Raw genomic sequence first — 15829 nt, 5'->3', positions numbered from 1 at the left:
GGCAACCTTTTTTTATGTGCGGAAAAACACTGCGTCGTGCTGCCGCAGTTTGTCAAGGCGTTTGATTCCATAACGAGCAGATTTGGCACCAGAATGCCTGTTCAGTGGGCAATTCTGGCTTGACTCCCAACCCTTGAGTGGTTGGAAATAAACTTGCACGGGGGGAATGCCGGTTTCGTAGGCAGCCGCGCGCGGGCAGCGGTGCGGCGGCTCGCTCTGGTCAGCATGAAGGACCGGTTCCGTCATCGGTTATCGCCTGGCGTGCGGTCGAGATGTCTGACCTCGGCCAAACTGCTTCGAACCCTCGAATTGGGCGCAGCGATCAGCGCTCTCAAAAAGCGCGTGATGACGTCTCGAAAAAGTCCGGCCGGTTGCGTTGGCGGGAAAATATCTAGCGGGGCGTGATTTGCTCGCGAAGATTTACGTAACTTCGGAGTGCAAACAGATGTCCTCGGTATTTTTCTTTGCTCACTCGTTAGTTGCCAAGACGTCGGCACTCGTGGTTCGATAGGGTGACGAGTGTTTCAGTGTTGATGCTCTTGCCGACGAGACTTTCGCCCCGCATTTTCGAATTTCCCCTTCCTGTTCGATTTGTCGATTGAATACGGCAGGGTTTGAAAAATTTTTATGGGCTGCCGCGCATGAACCAGAGATCGGGAGGCCCCTTGAAAAAGGACAGCAATACCGAGGCAACGACCGCCGAACCGCCTCGCGGTGACGTCAAGGGCCGCAAGGCGCTGTCACAGGAGGAACTCGCCGAGGTGCTGCAGGTGGTGGAGCCCAAGGAGGAGCAGGATCCTCATGCGCTCCAGGGCTCACGCGACAGCATGCTCGAAGTCGCAATCGGCCGCGAAGTGCGCGCCTTCCGAAACAAGCTCGGCATCACGGCTTCCGATCTTGCACGCGCGGCCGGGCTCTCGCTCGGAATGCTGTCGAAGATCGAGAACGGCGTCACGAGCGCTTCGCTCACGACGCTGCAACGGCTGTCGAAAGCGCTGGGCGTTCCGGTCACGGCGCTGTTCCGCCGGTTCGAGGAGCGGCGCAATGCGGTGTTCGTTTCGGCGGGCCAGGGACTGCTGATCGAGCGGCGGGGAACACGCGCGGGACACCAGTATCAGTTGCTCGGGCACTCGGGCGGCCAGGCGGGCGGCGTCGTGGTCGAGCCGTATCTGATCACGCTGACGGAAGAGTCGGATGTGTTCCCGCTGTTCCAGCATGCGGGGCTCGAGCTCATCTACGTTCTCGAAGGTGAGGTGGTCTATCGGCACGCCGACAAGCTTTATCCGATGAAGCCGGGCGACAGCCTGTTCTTCGATGCGGATGCGCCGCACGGCCCCGAGGAGCTGGTGAAGTTGCCGATCCGCTTTCTGTCCGTCATCAGCTACGGACGCGAGCTGCCCTAAGACCATGATTGCTTTTCTTTGAAACGCAATCACGCTCTAGGTTTTTGATGAGACCTATGATTCACGCTTCGGGCTTTTCCTGCGCTGCCGATTCACGCCGCGCCCGCTAGGGGACGCGACGATCGGAGCGCTTGGGTCCGAAGCGATCATGGCCACCTTAGTGGGACCGATGATTCACGCTTCAGGCTGATAGGGCCTGAAGCGATCATGGTCACCTTAGTGAGACCGATGATTCACGCTTCGGACTGATAGGGTCCGAAGCGATCATGGTCTGACGGCTTTTTGATCTTCCTATTCGAGATCCGCGAATGCGGGCGCGTAATCGACACGCCCTGACCGCGCGGAAAGCTCGCTGCCGTCGAGCGCAAGGATCATAAAGTAAGGCCCAGCGTACGGCGTCTCGAAGCCGACTGCTCTCCCGACGTCGAATCCAAAGCGGCCGTAAAAGGCCGGCTCCCCGAGCACGAAGATCGCCTCCCACCCCGCAGCCTTTGCCTCCGCCAGTCCGTTGCGGATCAATTGACCGCCGATCCCTTGCCTGCGGCGGTCAGCTCGAACCGCGAGCGGCCCGAGGCCCAGCGCTTTCATGGGCGCATGCATCGGAGAGAGCATGAGGTGGCCGGCGATCGTGCCGGCATCCAGCGCAACGAGTGAGAGCGTCGCGTCGCCGTCACGGCGCAGCCGATCGACAAGGTCGGCCTCTGCAGACGTCGGGAACGCCGCGAGATGAAGCGCCCGGATGGCGCCGACGAGATCCGGCGTCTCGGGGCGGATCAGCATCCCGCGACTATGTCAGCGCGCTTTGCAGGGAGCGCACGAACGTCGAGAGACCGGTCATGCGGTCACGCCGTAGGCGCTCCGCGGCGAGGATCGCGCGAAGCCCGGCGCTGCTTTCCTCAAGATTGGCGTTGACGATCACATAGTCGTACTCGGCCCAATGGCTGATTTCGTCGGAGGCCTTGGCCATGCGCTTGGCCACCACATCGGGCGGATCCTGGGCGCGCTGCGTCAAGCGCCGCTCGAGCGCGTCAGCCGACGGCGGCAGCACGAAGACGCGCACGAGATCGTTGGCCATTCGCTCGGACAGTTGCTGCGTGCCCTGCCAATCGATGTCGAACAGCACATCGCGGCCTTCCGCGACGGCCCGTTCGATTGGTGCGCGCGGCGTTCCGTAGTAGTTGCCGAAGACTACGGCCCATTCGAGAAGCTCGCCAGCCGCGATCATCGCCTTGAACTTGGCTTCGTCGAGAAACCAGTAGTCGCGCCCATCGACCTCGCCGGGGCGCGGCGTGCGGGTCGTCACGGAGACGGACAGCGCGATGTTCGGATCGGCCTCGAGCAAAGCACGGGCGAGCGAGGTCTTTCCGGCGCCCGACGGCGACGACAGCACGAGGAGTAGGCCGCGCCGCTCGATCGTCGGATTTTCGCTCGTCATAGTCGCCTCCCCGCGTTCTGTCCGCAGGGTTTAGACCATGTTTTCCGAAAATGGAAAACCGGGATGGCGCGAGAGATAAGCGCGGCCCCTTATTCGATGTTCTGAACCTGCTCGCGCAGCTGATCGATGACGACCTTCAGCGCCAGCCCGGCGTGCGCGATTTCCTGATCGCCTGCCTTCGAGGTCAGCGTGTTCGCCTCCCGATTGAACTCCTGCGCCAGAAAATCGAGCTTGCGGCCGATGGCCCCCTCCTCGCGCAGCAGCGCGCGGGCGGCCTCCACGTGGGCGGCGAGGCGCTTCAACTCCTCCTCCACGTCGGCGCGGGTGGCAATCAGCACGGCTTCCTGGTGGAGGCGGACAGGATCGAGGCCCTGGCCAGTCTCGACCAGTCGGGCAACCTGCTCCGCAAGCCGGCGGCGGATCGCCTCGACGCTGCGCGAGGGCGAGGCCTCGACGACGTTCGCGAGGCGCGCAATCTCGTCGATCTGGCGGCTCACAACCTGCTTCAACCGGGCGCCTTCCTCGCGGCGCGCCGTCACCAGGCCGGTAATCGCGCTTTCGAACCCCTGAATTACGGACGCCTGCTCGCGCGCGAGGGTTTCCTCGTCGTCGGCTTCCTCGACGACGTCGAGCACGCCCTTCAGCCCGAGCAGGGTTTCAACGCGTGGCTTCTCCGCGCCGGTGTTGTGGCTCAGGCGCGTCGCAAGCTCGAGCACGCGGTCGAGCACTGCTTGGTTGATGCGCACGTCACTCACCTGCGCACGGCGGGCCACGCTGAGGTTGGCGTTGATGCTGCCGCGCGACATGAGCTTGGCAATGCGGTCGCGGATCTTGGGCTCGACGGCCTCATAGCCGGTCGGCAAGCGCAGACGAATATCGAGGCCGCGATTGTTGACGCTCTTTATTTCCCAATGCCACGTCGCGCCATCGATGGCACCGTCGCTGCGGGCGAACCCGGTCATGCTTTGCAGGGTCATGTGACTATCCGGAGTGGTTCGCTTGCGGGATTGCTTCAAACGCGCGCCGATCAGCGCCCGCGCGACAGAGGTACGCGGCGGCAGGAGCGCTCGCAAGCGTCGCGTGCGGGTGCGGTTAGCGCTTCGGTTTGCGGACCGGGAGCGGCATGGTCGAGGCCGTTGCCGGATTGGGGGCAGCGCCTGCTTGCTCAGCGCCAGCGGCGGGAGCCGCCTCGCCGCCGGTGTCTTCAGCCGGCGGACTCGGAATTTCCGTTACCGGATTGGCGACCGGCGCAGCAGCGGCGGCAGCTCCTTCCGGCGCATCCTTGGCGGCGGCCTGGCGCGCGCGCATGTCCTTCTCGACCTTGCGCCAATTGCTTACAGCGGCATTGTGATCTTTCAGGGTGGCCGAGAAAATATGGCCGCCGGTGCCGTCGGCTACGAAGAAGATGTCGCCGTGCTGGGACGGATTCAGCGCGGCCTCGAGCGCGGGGCGACCTGGGTTGCAGATCGGCGTCGGCGGCAAGCCTTTGATCTGATACGTGTTGTGCGCGTTCTTCGTGTCTTTCTCTGACTGCAGGATGGGCTTCCCCCACTGCACGCCACCGCCATAGATGCCGTAGAGGATCGTCGGATCCGACTGCAGCGGCATGCCCTTCTTCAGCCGGTTGACGAAGACACCGGCGATGCGCTCGCGCTCGTCGGCGCGGCCGGTTTCCTTCTCGATGATCGAGGCCATCACGACGGCCTGGTCGGGCGTCGCGAACGGCAGCTCGCCTTGCCGGCGCTGCCAGGCTGCTTCGAGCACCTGCTTCTGCTTCAGCTGCATGCGCTCCAGAAGCTCTTGGCGCTGCATGCCTTTCTCGATGCTGTAGGTCTCGGGCAGGATCGAGCCTTCGGCCGGGATCTGCGTTACCTCTCCCGACAGGTTCTCCTCGCCCTTGAGGCGCTCGACGATCTGCTGGCTGGTCAGGCCCTCGGGGATCGTGACCTTGTACATCACCGACTTGCCTTCGGAGAGGATCTCGATGACCTCACGAATGCTGACGTTCGGCTTGAACAGGTATTCGCCGTGCTTGAGCATCACATCTTTCGGACGCATGCGGCTCTGCACGTAGTAGTTGGCCATGAAGGCCAAGCGGCTCGAAACGACCCCTTCGCGTTCGAGGTCGTCGGCGATTTCGTTGCTGCTTGCGCCCTTGGGAATGACGACGGTCTGCGAGAGCGTTAGGGGGCCAGGGCGGCTGTAGAGATGGCCCATCAGCAGCGTCAAACCGCCTGCGGTCAGCATCAGCACGAGTAGGATCGTCATCACGCCGCTGACGACGCGGGCGAACCCTGAAAGCACCCGGGATTCCTTGCGCTGGCGCATGCCGCGCGGACGTGGCGGCGCGCGTCCCGGCTCCAGGGCCTCGGCCGGGCTTCTCGGGCGAACCCCGTCCCGCCGCGACAGCGTGGGCGGCACATCCCGGCGACCTCTACTCATCAACCAGCTCCCGTCTCGCGTCCGCTCCCTGTCGCGCCGCGTCCCCGACGGCGAGCAGGCAATCCCTTTGAGGCGGGCTTTATATCCGCGCGCCTCGTCACGCCACGACGTGATCGCGGGATTGTGGCAAAACCCCGGTCAGAACGGCCTTAACCGGCAGCTCTCCAGGGACCTCACCGGGTTGGTCAGGCCACCTTGCGCATCACGAGGGAGGCGTTGGTGCCTCCAAACCCGAAGGAATTCGAGAGCACCGTGTTGATCTCGCGCTTCCTCGGCGTCTTCGGAACGAGATCGATGGCGGTCTCGACCGACGGATTGTCGAGGTTCAGCGTCGCGGGTGCGACCTGATCGCGAATGGCCAGGATCGAGAAGATGGCTTCGACCGCGCCGGCTGCCCCGAGCAGATGTCCGATCGACGACTTGGTCGACGACATCGAAAGCTTGGCCTGCGTGTTGCCGAACAGGCGCTCGACGGCGCCGAGCTCGATCTCGTCGCCCAGCGGAGTCGAGGTGCCGTGTGCGTTGATGTAGTCGATGTCGCTCGGCGCGAGGCCGGCGCTCTTCAGCGCGGCGCGCATGCAGCGGAACGCGCCATCGCCGGTCTCGGACGGGGCGGTGATGTGATAGGCATCGCCCGACATGCCGTAGCCGACGACCTCGGCGTAGATCTTGGCGCCGCGCGCCTTGGCATGCTCGTAGCTTTCGAGGACGACGACGCCGGCGCCCTCGCCCATGACGAACCCGTCGCGATCCTTGTCGTAGGGTCGCGAGCCCTCGGTCGGGCGGTCGTTGAAACCACTCGAAAGCGCGCGGCAAGCGACGAAGCCAACCATGCCGATGCGGCAGATGGAGCTTTCGGTTCCGCCCGCGACCATGACCTCGGCGTCACCCAACGCCACGATGCGCGCGGCATCGCCGATGGCATGCGTGCCGGTGGAGCACGCCGTCACGACGGCGTGGTTGGGGCCTTTGAGCTGATGCTTGATCGAGACATAGCCGCCCGCAAGATTGATCAGGCGACCGGGAATGAAGAACGGCGAGACGCGGCGTGCGCCTTTTTCCTTGAGCAGCAGCGAGGTGTCGGCGATGCCCGAAAGGCCGCCGATACCGGAGCCGATGAGAACGCCGGTCGACTCCTGCTTTTCGGGCGTGTCTGCCTTCCAGCCGGCATCGGCGAGCGCCTGATCTGCGGCTGCGACGGCGTAGATGATGAAATCATCGACCTTGCGCTGCTCCTTGGGCTCCATCCAATCGTCGGGATTGAACTTGCCTTCGGATTTGTCGCCGCGCGGGATGAAGTTGGCGATCTGGCACGAGAGGTCGGAAACCTCGAATTCCTCGATGCGCCGTGCGCCGCTCTTGCCCGCCAGAAGATTATTCCAGGACGCTTCGACCCCGCAGCCAACCGGGGAAACCAGGCCTAGGCCAGTGACGACGACGCGGCGCAATTCTCTCATGTGCGTTCCATGGATAAGGAGCTCTGACCTTCAACGCCGGGCGATCAACTTGCCAGGCCTTGTGGTGGTCTCTGTTGCCACGAGACGCGCCCCCGCTACGCCCCGTTTCCCAGTTCCTGAACACGCGACTTTCGAACCCGCTCAAGCCGCCTTGGCTTCAAGGTCTCGCGGACATCTCGACCGACGTGACGTCGCCTCGATCTCCGCTTGCTTCCTCGGCCGTCGGCGGCTCGCCCATTCGAGGCACCCGCTGGCACCTCGAATGCGCGTGTTCGAGAGCAAACCGGCCTTAAGCGGCGGTTGCGTTCTTCTCGAGGAACTTCACAGCATCGCCGACCGTCAGAATGTGCTCGGCGGCATCGTCCGGAATCTCGCATCCGAACTCTTCCTCGAACGCCATGACCAGCTCGACCGTATCAAGGCTGTCAGCGCCCAGATCGTCGATGAAGCTTGCGTTCTCAGTGACCTTGTCGGCCTCGACGCCAAGATGCTCTACAACGATCTTCTTCACGCGCTCTGCGACATCGCTCATCGTCTTCCCTCGTGTCCCTGCTCTAATCTTCTGGTTGCTATCGTCTTCTCGGGTCCCGTCGGAGCGGAACGCACAAGATGAAGTCGTGTCTCGTCCAGCTTCTGGCGGCGCCATTCAAGGGGTGTGTCCCGGACGACAGCGCGTGAGCGTTGATCGTTAGGGCCTTTCCCAAAGCTGCGCAGCAAAAAAACGAGGCTCGTTAACATATCTCCCTAGGCTTGGCCAGCACTGCCCCCAATGCAACGGGCTGCGAATAGCCCGCATCGAGAGCGACACATTGCCCCCGGTTGCAGATTGCGGCCCGCGCAGCCGAGGGAGTTAACCAAAACCGTCGTCAAATCATCGCCATGCCGCCGTTTACGTGAAGCGTTTGTCCGGTCACGTAACCGGCTTCGACGCTGGCAAGGTAGACGGCCGCGGCGGCGATGTCATCGGGCGATCCGAAGCGCTGGGCGGGGATGTGCTGCGAGATCTCCCCTTTCTGCTTGTCGTTCAAAACATCGGTCATCGCGGTCTGGATGAAGCCCGGCGCGATCGAGTTGGCGGTGATGCCGCGGTTGGCGACCTCGCGAGCCAGCGATTTGGTCATGCCGATCATGCCGGCCTTCGAGGCTGCATAGTTGCCCTGGCCGGGGTTGCCGATGATGCCCGAGACCGACGAGATGTTGATGATGCGGCCATAGCCCGTCTTCGAGCGCAGCATGTGGCGAGTGGCGGCGCGCATCAGCATGAAGGTCGAGGTCAGGTTGACGGCGATCACGTCGTCCCACTGCTCGTCCTTCATCACCATGAACAGGTTGTCCTTGGTGAGGCCGGCGTTGTTGACCAGGATGTCGACGCGGCCGAGCTTGGCGGATGCGGCATCGATCAGCTTGGAGACGGCTTCCTTGTCGGCGAGATCGCAGGGCACGACGTGCACGCGCTCGCCGAGTTCGGCGGCCAGCGCCTCGAGCTTGGCAACCTGACGGCCGGAGATCGCGACCTCCGCACCGGCTTTGTGGAAGGCGCGCGCGATGCCTTCGCCGATGCCGCCGGTCGCGCCGGTCACCAGCGCCTTCTTGCCGGTCAAATCGAACATTGTGTGGGGTCCTTTTCGATCACGTTATGAGCTGAGCTTGGGCCAAGCGGCCTCGATGTCGGCGGGCGTGCCGAGGCTCGCCGCTTCGAGCGACTTCTCGATGCGCTTGGCAAGACCGGCCAGCACCTTGCCGGAGCCGATCTCGAAAATGTCGGTGACGCCGTTCGCGGCGAGATACCCCACGCACTCGCGCCAGCGCACGGTGCCAGTCACCTGCTGCACGAGCAGGCGGCGGATCTCGTCCGGATCGCTGACCGCGCTGGCGACGACGTTGGCCACGACGGGGACGACCGGCTTGTTGATGGCAACCTTCGAAAGCGCATCCGCCATCGCGTCGGCGGCGGGCTGCATTAGCGCGCAATGGAACGGCGCGGAGACAGGGAGCGGAACCGCGCGGCGCACGCCATGCGCCTTGCCGATCTCGGCGACGCGATCGATCGCGGCCTTCGAACCCGAGAGCACGACCTGTGTCGGCTCGTTGTCGTTGGCGACCTGGCAGACGTCGCCCTGGGCCGCTTCGGCGGCCACTTTTTCGGCTACGTCGAGACCGACGCCGAGCAGCGCCACCATCGCGCCCTGGCCGACCGGCACCGCGGCCTGCATGGCCTTGCCGCGCAGCTTCAGGAGGCGAGCAGTATCCGACAGCGAGAAGGCGCCGGCAGCTGCGAGGGCCGAATATTCGCCGAGCGAATGGCCGGCGACGAACTTCACGGTATCGGCGAGCTTCAGGCCGCGCTCGCGTTCGAGCACGCGCAGGACCGCGATCGAAACGGCCATCAGCGCGGGCTGAGCGTTCTCGGTCAGCGTCAGCGTTTCCTTGGGCCCTTCCCACATGATGGCGGAGAGCTTCTGGCCGAGGGCTTCGTCGACCTCGTCGAACACCGCGCGAGCGACGGGGAAGGTTTCGGCCAGCTCGCGGCCCATGCCCACATCCTGGCTGCCCTGTCCGGGAAATACGAATGCGCGTGCCACGCTCGCTCCTTTTGTGATTTGTTCGTCCCGTATCCGGCGGCCAAAGGCGCACGTCGGGATCTCAACGTTCTCCCGCGCTTTCGACATGTTGGCCCCGTGATTGTCAAGACCCGGGGGAACAGGGGCCACGAGGGTGCGTGAATTGGATCGGGGATTCGCTCGGAAATTGAGGCCCATGAGGAGCAGACGCATGGTTTGGGCGCTGGTGGTTTTCGTCGCGGTGGCCGCAGCCTACATTCTCGCCTGGCAGTGGGATTTGCTGCCGCGGGACGTCATCGCCACCGGCACGATCCAGACGCGGGACGGCAAGACGCTGAAAACGCGCCAATTTTACAGATCGACCCGGGAGGACGCCTATAAGTCTCCGGCGCCGGGCCCGCTCAAGCGGGAGGCTGTGTGGGAGGTGCAATTGCCGAGCGGCCGCTGGATCGACTGCGATGGCGCGGATTGCCTGGCGGCTTACGAGAAGTCGGCCGGATCGGCAGGTTAACCCTCTTCCCCCTTGCCGACGGCGGCAAATCCCGTATAAGTCGCGCCGTCACGCGCTTCGGTTGGAGGCTGAACGGGGCCGCGGAGCTATTCTCAGCTCGGCGGCAAGGTCTATTGGGTATGCCCAATAGAATCTGGGCTTGACCCAGGTTTTCCTGTCCCCCGGTGTCTTCGCTCTTTGGGTGCCTTTGGGCCTTTCTAGGGCCCATGAGGGGCTTTGCGCCGAAGCGGGATCGTGATCCACGGCTCTTTGAGCCGGCGGTCAACTCGAAACGAAAGGCCAAACATGCCCCTTTACGAGCATGTCTTCCTGGCACGCCAGGACGTCTCGCAACAGCAGGTCGAGGCGCTTCAGAAAGAATATACCGACGTCATCACCGAAGGCGGCGGCAAGATCACCAAGACCGAGTACTGGGGCCTCAAGGGCCTCGCATTCAAGATCAAGAAGAGCCGCAAGGCCCACTATTCGCTCTTCAACATCGACGCGCCCGCAGCGGCTGTCGCCGAGATGGAGCGTCGCATGGGTCTTTCGACCGACGTCATCCGCTTCATCACGCTGCGCGTCGAAGAGCTCGAGACCGAGCCTTCCGTCATGATGCGTAAGCAGGATCGCGACGAACGCGGTGGCGATCGTGGCGCAGGCGGCGGGTTCCGTGGCGGTGATCGCGGCGGCTTCCGTGGCGGCGACCGCGGTGGGTTCCGTGGTGGCGATCGCGGCGGCTTCGGCGGCGGCGAAGGTGGCTCCACGTTCCGTGCCCGTCCTCCGCGCGAGGGCGGCGATTCGCGCCCGCCGCGTGAAGGCGACCGTGGTCCGCGTCCCCCGCGTGAGGGTGGCGATCGCGGTCCGCGTCCGCCATTTAGAGACAACAAGCCGGGCGGCAGCACCGGATCGGAGGGCTGATCATGGCTGAGATTCAAGAAATCGCCGCACGCCGGCCGTTCCACCGTCGCCGCAAGACCTGCCCGTTCTCGGGCGATCAGGCGCCGAAGATCGACTACAAGGATGTGCGTACGCTCGGCCGCTACATTTCCGAGCGCGGCAAGATCGTGCCGTCGCGCATCACGGCCGTTTCGGCCAAGAAGCAGAGAGAGCTCGCTCGTGCCATCAAGCGCGCGCGCTTCCTCGGCCTGCTTCCCTACGTCTTGAAGTAAGTTTCGACCTACGTGCCGAAGTGAGTTCGGCCGTAGGTTTTTCTGGGTTGGATGAGCGGGGCTCTCTTGTTTGCCCCCTCACCCTAACCGCATCGAATGCGGGACAGCTGGGGTTATGAGAACAACTTATCTGGCAGGTGCTGGCCTTGGGCTGGTCGCGGCGGTGGTTTTCGCCTCTGCGACCACGGGACCGCTGTTTGTCCGCTTCTTCCTGTTCTTCATCACGCCGCTCGCGATCGCGCTCGCCGGCCTCGGCTGGGGCTGGCGTGCGGCGGCTTTTGCCGGCGCTGTCGGCAGCGGAATCGTGCTGCTTTTCGCAGGCCCGACCGTCGCGTCGATTTTCGCGCTGACGCAGGCCGCGCCGATGATCCTGCTTACCTACCTCGCGCTGCTCGGACGGCCGCTCGCTGAGAATTCCGGCGAGGTTCAGAGAAATGTGCCGGCCCACGACGATACCTCGGAAGACGCCGCTCCGCTTCTCGAATGGTATCCGGTCGGCCGCCTCGTGATCTGGTCGGCTGTGATGGCGGGCGTCATGGCGATTGCGTCGCTGCTGCTGCTCGGCGGCGACCTCGAGCTTCTGCGCAAGGCGCTGGGCGAATTCATCAAGACCACGGTCGTGGCCGAACTTCCGCAAACCAACGGGCAGGTCCAGCTCAGCGAAGCCGAGATCGCCTCGCTTTCGGAAATCGCGCTTTCGGTGCTACCGGGCGCATCCGCCATGTCGTGGATGGCGAGCCTGCTGTTCAATCTGTGGCTCGCGGGACGCATCACGCTTGCGTCCGGCCAGCTCGGACGGCCGTGGCCGGATCTCGCCGCCATCACCTATCCCGCCGGTACGCCGCTCGCTTTCGGCGCCATGCTTCTCGCAACGACGCTTGCGGGCTATCCGGGCCTTGCCGCCTCGGCCTTCGCGGGCGGGCTTTTCACCGCCTATCTGCTGCTCGGCCTCGGCATTCTTCATTATACGACGCGCGGCAGACCCTGGCGTCCGTTCGCGCTGTGGGCGCTCTACGGCCTCCTGCTCGTCGTCAATATCTGGATCGGCTTTTTCGTCGCCCTGCTCGGCCTCGCCGAAACGGTCCTGCATCTCAGGGCCCGCTCGCACAGTTCGCCTGGGGCTCCCCCCGGTGCGCCGCCACTCAATCGCAACTCTTGAACATCTTCAAAGGAGCTAACCCCATGCAAGTCATTCTTCTCGAGCGTATCGGCCGGCTTGGCCAGATGGGCGACGTCGTCAACGTCAAGAACGGCTACGCCCGCAACTTCCTCCTGCCGCAGAACAAGGCTCTGCGCGCAACCAAGGAAAACATCGCGCACTTCGAGACCCAGCGCTCGCAGCTCGAAGCCAACAACCTCGAACTCAAGAAGGAAGCCGAGGCGGTCGCCACCAAGCTCGAAGGCAAGATCTTCACCGCGATCCGCTCGGCCGGTGACACCGGCCAGCTCTACGGCTCGGTTTCGACCCGCGACATCGCCGACGCCGTCACGGCCGGTGGCTTCACGATCGAGCGCCGCCAGGTGGTGCTCGACCGTCCGATCAAGACGCTCGGCCTGCACGACACCAAGGTCGCGCTGCATCCTGAAGTCGTCGTCAAGGTCGTGCTCAACGTCGCCCGCTCGGATGAAGAAGCCGAGAAGCAGGCTCGCGGCGAGGACGTCACGGTGATCAAGGACGAAGCGCTCGAACTCGAGACGTTCAATCCCGACGCCGTGTTCGAAGAGGGCGCTGCTCCCGAGGGCGAAGGCGAAGAGCAGGCCTAATCGGCCTGGCGCTTTCCGCGCTGCAGTTTCGGCGGGTCGAGCAACGCTCGGCCCGCCTTTTTCTTTTTCCCTCGCAGATCCGCCCGCGACGGGTCATGCGCTGCCGATTGCGCGGAGTTGCATAACGGACGCGGAAAAAGCTTTGCCGGTCCGCCCCGATGTGAATTCCGGGCACCCCCGCAACATGGCTGCGCAGCGGTCGCCGGGTTAGTCTGTTCACGTTGTTTTTTGCGTTTGATTCGCCTCACACAAGCGCGAAATTTTGGGGGTGTGGGTATCGGGGACGGGCTGGCTTGCAGCTCGCGGCGACTCGGGCGCTGAGCTAGGTTCCCCGCATGGCAAACCAAGCACTCCTCCTCCCCGAAAAACTGCGCGAAGCCGCGACTGCGGCCGAGCCCGTGCAATTCCGTGAAGCTCCGCACAACATCGAGGCGGAACAGGGTCTGCTCGGTGCGATCCTGATCAACAACGAGGCCATGGACCGGGTCTCGGCGTTTCTCGAACCGGTGCATTTCTTCGATCCCCTGCACGGGCAGATCTACGAGACCGCGGGCAAGATGATCCAGGCCGGCAAGCAGGCCACGCCGATCACGCTCAAGACCTTCTTCGATGCGGCCGAGCCGATCGATCAGCATCTGACCGTGCCGCAGTATCTCGGGCGCCTGGCTGCCAACGCAACCTCGATCATCAACGTCGAGGACTACGGACGCACGGTCTACGATCTCGCGGTGCGCCGCTCGCTGATCGTGCTCGGCGAGGACATCGTCAACTCGGCGTACGATGCGCCGATCGATTTCCCGCCCGAAAGCCAGATCCAGGAAGCCGAGAGCCGTCTCTACGGTCTTGCCGAAAAGGGCAAGTATGGCCAAGGCTTCATGTCGTTCGGCTCGGCCCTCACCCACGCCATCGACATGGCGAACGCGGCCTACGAGCGCGACGGGCACCTCTCGGGCCTCTCGTCCGGTCTTACCGATCTCGACAACAGGATGGGCGGCCTGCAGTCGTCGGACCTCATCATCCTCGCCGGTCGTCCGTCGATGGGCAAGACGGCGCTCGTCACCAACATCGCCTACAATGTCGCCAAGGCCTATCGCTCGGAGAGGCAGTCGGACGGCACGGACAAGACGCTCGAGGGCGGACGCGTCGGCTTCTTCTCGCTCGAAATGAGCGCCGAGCAGCTCGCGACACGTATTCTCTCCGAGCAGGCCGAGATTGCCTCCGAGCGCATCCGCCGCGGCATGATCAACGAGGACGAGTTCCGCAAGCTCGTCGCCGTGTCGCAGGAAATGAGCCGCGCACCGCTCTACATCGACCAGACCGGCGGCATTTCCATTGCGCAGCTCGCAGCGCGCGCCCGCAAGCTCAAGCGCCAGAAGGGCTTGGAACTGCTGATCGTCGACTATCTTCAGCTGCTCTCCGGCTCCTCGAAGAAGGGCGATAACCGCGTTCAGGAAATTACCGAAATCACCACGGGTCTCAAGGCCTTGGCGAAAGAACTCGCGGTGCCGATCATCGCGCTGTCGCAGCTCTCGCGTCAGGTCGAGCAGCGCGAGGATAAACGGCCACAGCTGTCCGACCTTCGTGAATCTGGCTCGATCGAGCAGGACGCCGACGTTGTCATGTTCGTGTTCCGCGAGGAATACTACGTCGAGCGGCAGAAGCCGCGCGAAGGGACGCCGGAGTTCAACGATTGGCAGACGCAAATGATGGCGGTGTCAGGCAAGGCCGAAGTGATCGTCGGCAAGCAGCGTCACGGTCCGGTGGGCACCGTGCAGCTCGCGTTCGAAAGCCAGTACACGCGCTTCGGCAACCTGGCCAAGGAGTTCCAGCTCCCCGAGCGCTACGAGTGACGCCGCGCACGAAAGCTTGCGGAGGTATTTCGATTGCTCGCTTCTCACGTGTCTGGATTCCGACCTTCACCGGAATGACGCTGCAAATGCGGAGAGCGATCGCAAGAACGGGAGTTTGCGAGGCATGACCGGTCTCGCGCTCCCGCCCGAGGCGACGGGCCTCATCACCATCGATCTCGATGCGCTGCAGGACAACTGGCGGACGCTGGCAAAGCTCGTCGCCCCTTCCGAATGCGCGGGTGTGGTCAAAGCCGACGCCTATGGGCTCGGGGCCTCCGAAATCATCCCGGCGCTCAATCTTGCCGGATGCCGCACCTTCTTCATCGCGACGCCCGAGGAAGGGCGCGCGGCCCGCCAGCTTGCGCCCGACGCGCGGCTGTTCGCGCTCGACGGGCTGCTCGGCGGCTCGGCATCGCTGCTGCGCGCAGCCAACGTGACGCCGGTGCTCTCGAGCCTGCCCGAGATCGAGGAATGGGTTGCAGAGGCGTCGCAAGCGGGGCGGCCTGCTCCGGCGGCGCTGCAGATCGATTCCGGCTTGAACCGCCTCGGCCTCAGCGAAGCCGACATCAAGGCGCTCGTCGCCCGGCCGGATCTCCTAGCCGCTCTCGACATCCGCCTGATCATGAGCCACCTCGCGTGTGCCGACGATCCGGCCGATCCTCACAACGACGCGCAACGCGCTGAGTTCGATCGCAGGCGCGCCTTGTTGCCGCCAGCACCTGCAAGCCTTGCTGCGTCCGATGGCCTGATGCTCGGCAAGCCCTTTCACTACGACCTGGTACGACCCGGCTATGCGCTCTACGGCGGGCAGGCGTTCGGGGGAGGCGCGACGCCGGTCAATCCCGTCGTCACGCTACAGGCCCGCGTGCTGCAGGTGCGTACGCTCTCGGCCGGCGATAGCGTCGGCTATTCGGCGACGTGGCAGGCTTCGCGCCCAACACGCTTAGCTGTGGTGGCGGCCGGCTATGCGGACGGTCTTGCCCGCGCACTCAGCGCGGCTTCGGGCGAACCGGGCGGAAGCGTGCTGGTCGCCGGGCAGCTCGCGCCGATTGTCGGGCGCGTTTCGATGGATCTCATCACGATCGACATCACCGATGTTGCGGGTAACGTCACGCGAGGCGATCTCGTCACGCTGATCGGACCTGGGCTTTCGATCGAAACCTTGGGTCGCGCGGCCGGAACCATCGGCTACGAAGTGCTGACCCGGCTCGGCCCGCGCTTCGTGCGCAGCTATACCGGCGGCGGGGCCTGAGAT

The 15829-nt window shown here is 64.1% G+C and carries 16 protein-coding genes; 8 read left to right on the top strand and 8 right to left on the bottom strand.

The window, feature by feature from the left end; genetic code table 11:
* Nucleotides 1-641 precede the first annotated feature (641 nt).
* Nucleotides 642-1403 (top strand): helix-turn-helix domain-containing protein, encoded by a 762-nt coding sequence (locus RCO24_RS16570; RefSeq protein ID WP_374990974.1) that lies wholly within the window; start codon nt 642-644, stop codon nt 1401-1403.
* Nucleotides 1404-1694: 291 nt separating this feature from the next.
* Here RCO24_RS16570 and RCO24_RS16565 read toward each other — a convergent pair whose 3' ends face one another.
* The 8 genes from RCO24_RS16565 to fabD all read right to left on the bottom strand — a co-directional run bounded on the left by RCO24_RS16565 (nt 1695) and on the right by fabD (nt 9319).
* Nucleotides 1695-2183: an N-acetyltransferase gene (locus tag RCO24_RS16565; RefSeq protein WP_308963673.1), complete on the bottom strand. Its 489-nt coding sequence runs from the start codon at nt 2181-2183 to the stop codon at nt 1695-1697.
* Nucleotides 2184-2190: 7 nt separating this feature from the next.
* Nucleotides 2191-2838, bottom strand: coding sequence for a guanylate kinase (gmk, locus tag RCO24_RS16560; RefSeq protein WP_308963671.1), 648 nt, complete (start codon nt 2836-2838; stop codon nt 2191-2193).
* 89 nt (nt 2839-2927) lie between these two features.
* Nucleotides 2928-3815: a YicC/YloC family endoribonuclease gene (locus tag RCO24_RS16555; RefSeq protein WP_308963670.1), complete on the bottom strand. Its 888-nt coding sequence runs from the start codon at nt 3813-3815 to the stop codon at nt 2928-2930.
* A gap of 115 nt (nt 3816-3930) precedes the next feature.
* On the bottom strand, nt 3931-5280 hold the full coding sequence (mltG, locus tag RCO24_RS16550) for an endolytic transglycosylase MltG (RefSeq protein WP_308963668.1): 1350 nt from the start codon (nt 5278-5280) through the stop codon (nt 3931-3933).
* A gap of 185 nt (nt 5281-5465) precedes the next feature.
* The gene (gene fabF, locus RCO24_RS16545) at nt 5466-6728 is read right to left on the bottom strand and encodes a beta-ketoacyl-ACP synthase II (RefSeq protein ID WP_308963881.1); all 1263 of its coding nucleotides are present in this window, start codon (nt 6726-6728) and stop codon (nt 5466-5468) included.
* Between the two features lie 298 nt (nt 6729-7026).
* Nucleotides 7027-7269, bottom strand: a complete 243-nt coding sequence (locus tag RCO24_RS16540) for an acyl carrier protein (RefSeq protein ID WP_020086632.1) — start codon at nt 7267-7269, stop codon at nt 7027-7029.
* Nucleotides 7270-7603: 334 nt separating this feature from the next.
* Entirely contained in the window at nt 7604-8347 is a 744-nt protein-coding gene (gene fabG, locus RCO24_RS16535; RefSeq protein ID WP_308963665.1) for a 3-oxoacyl-[acyl-carrier-protein] reductase, read from the bottom strand.
* 24 nt (nt 8348-8371) lie between these two features.
* Entirely contained in the window at nt 8372-9319 is a 948-nt protein-coding gene (gene fabD, locus RCO24_RS16530) for an ACP S-malonyltransferase (protein ID WP_308963663.1), read from the bottom strand.
* A 190-nt stretch (nt 9320-9509) separates the two neighbouring features.
* On the opposite strand from fabD, the gene RCO24_RS16525 reads away from it, so the two are divergent.
* From RCO24_RS16525 to alr, 7 genes are all read left to right on the top strand, one after another.
* Nucleotides 9510-9809: a hypothetical protein gene (locus RCO24_RS16525; RefSeq protein ID WP_308963661.1), complete on the top strand. Its 300-nt coding sequence runs from the start codon at nt 9510-9512 to the stop codon at nt 9807-9809.
* A 285-nt stretch (nt 9810-10094) separates the two neighbouring features.
* The gene (gene rpsF, locus RCO24_RS16520; RefSeq protein WP_308963659.1) at nt 10095-10709 is read left to right on the top strand and encodes a 30S ribosomal protein S6; all 615 of its coding nucleotides are present in this window, start codon (nt 10095-10097) and stop codon (nt 10707-10709) included.
* Nucleotides 10710-10711: 2 nt separating this feature from the next.
* Entirely contained in the window at nt 10712-10960 is a 249-nt protein-coding gene (gene rpsR / locus RCO24_RS16515) for a 30S ribosomal protein S18 (RefSeq protein WP_020086627.1), read from the top strand.
* Nucleotides 10961-11075: 115 nt separating this feature from the next.
* A complete protein-coding gene (locus tag RCO24_RS16510) occupies nt 11076-12119 on the top strand; it encodes a DUF2232 domain-containing protein (RefSeq protein WP_308963657.1) in 1044 nt (347 codons plus the stop codon).
* Between the two features lie 23 nt (nt 12120-12142).
* Entirely contained in the window at nt 12143-12724 is a 582-nt protein-coding gene (gene rplI / locus RCO24_RS16505; protein WP_308963656.1) for a 50S ribosomal protein L9, read from the top strand.
* A 335-nt stretch (nt 12725-13059) separates the two neighbouring features.
* The gene (locus RCO24_RS16500) at nt 13060-14574 is read left to right on the top strand and encodes a replicative DNA helicase (protein ID WP_308963655.1); all 1515 of its coding nucleotides are present in this window, start codon (nt 13060-13062) and stop codon (nt 14572-14574) included.
* 124 nt (nt 14575-14698) lie between these two features.
* A complete protein-coding gene (gene alr / locus RCO24_RS16495; RefSeq protein ID WP_308963653.1) occupies nt 14699-15826 on the top strand; it encodes an alanine racemase in 1128 nt (375 codons plus the stop codon).
* Nucleotides 15827-15829 lie beyond the last annotated feature (3 nt).

It is taken from the genome of Hyphomicrobium sp. LHD-15 (genome assembly GCF_031157355.1).
Lineage (GTDB): Bacteria > Pseudomonadota > Alphaproteobacteria > Rhizobiales > Hyphomicrobiaceae > Hyphomicrobium_C.
Note: the sequence above shows the minus strand (reverse complement) of the source record. Positions and strands in the feature narration are given on the sequence as shown.

Bases quoted from the DNA above. Each gene is read 5' to 3' on its own strand.
- mltG (WP_308963668.1), bottom strand. From the start codon at position 5,280: ATGAGTAGAGGTCGCCGGGATGTGCCGCCCACGCTGTCGCGGCGGGAC.
- alr (WP_308963653.1), top strand. From the start codon at position 14,699: ATGACCGGTCTCGCGCTCCCGCCCGAGGCGACGGGCCTCATCACCATC.
- RCO24_RS16540 (WP_020086632.1), bottom strand. From the start codon at position 7,269: ATGAGCGATGTCGCAGAGCGCGTGAAGAAGATCGTTGTAGAGCATCTT.
- RCO24_RS16500 (WP_308963655.1), top strand. From the start codon at position 13,060: ATGGCAAACCAAGCACTCCTCCTCCCCGAAAAACTGCGCGAAGCCGCG.
- rpsR (WP_020086627.1), top strand. From the start codon at position 10,712: ATGGCTGAGATTCAAGAAATCGCCGCACGCCGGCCGTTCCACCGTCGC.
- RCO24_RS16565 (WP_308963673.1), bottom strand. From the start codon at position 2,183: ATGCTGATCCGCCCCGAGACGCCGGATCTCGTCGGCGCCATCCGGGCG.
- rpsF (WP_308963659.1), top strand. From the start codon at position 10,095: ATGCCCCTTTACGAGCATGTCTTCCTGGCACGCCAGGACGTCTCGCAA.
- fabG (WP_308963665.1), bottom strand. From the start codon at position 8,347: ATGTTCGATTTGACCGGCAAGAAGGCGCTGGTGACCGGCGCGACCGGC.
- RCO24_RS16525 (WP_308963661.1), top strand. From the start codon at position 9,510: ATGGTTTGGGCGCTGGTGGTTTTCGTCGCGGTGGCCGCAGCCTACATT.
- gmk (WP_308963671.1), bottom strand. From the start codon at position 2,838: ATGACGAGCGAAAATCCGACGATCGAGCGGCGCGGCCTACTCCTCGTG.
- RCO24_RS16555 (WP_308963670.1), bottom strand. From the start codon at position 3,815: ATGACCCTGCAAAGCATGACCGGGTTCGCCCGCAGCGACGGTGCCATC.
- RCO24_RS16510 (WP_308963657.1), top strand. From the start codon at position 11,076: ATGAGAACAACTTATCTGGCAGGTGCTGGCCTTGGGCTGGTCGCGGCG.
- rplI (WP_308963656.1), top strand. From the start codon at position 12,143: ATGCAAGTCATTCTTCTCGAGCGTATCGGCCGGCTTGGCCAGATGGGC.
- RCO24_RS16570 (WP_374990974.1), top strand. From the start codon at position 642: ATGAACCAGAGATCGGGAGGCCCCTTGAAAAAGGACAGCAATACCGAG.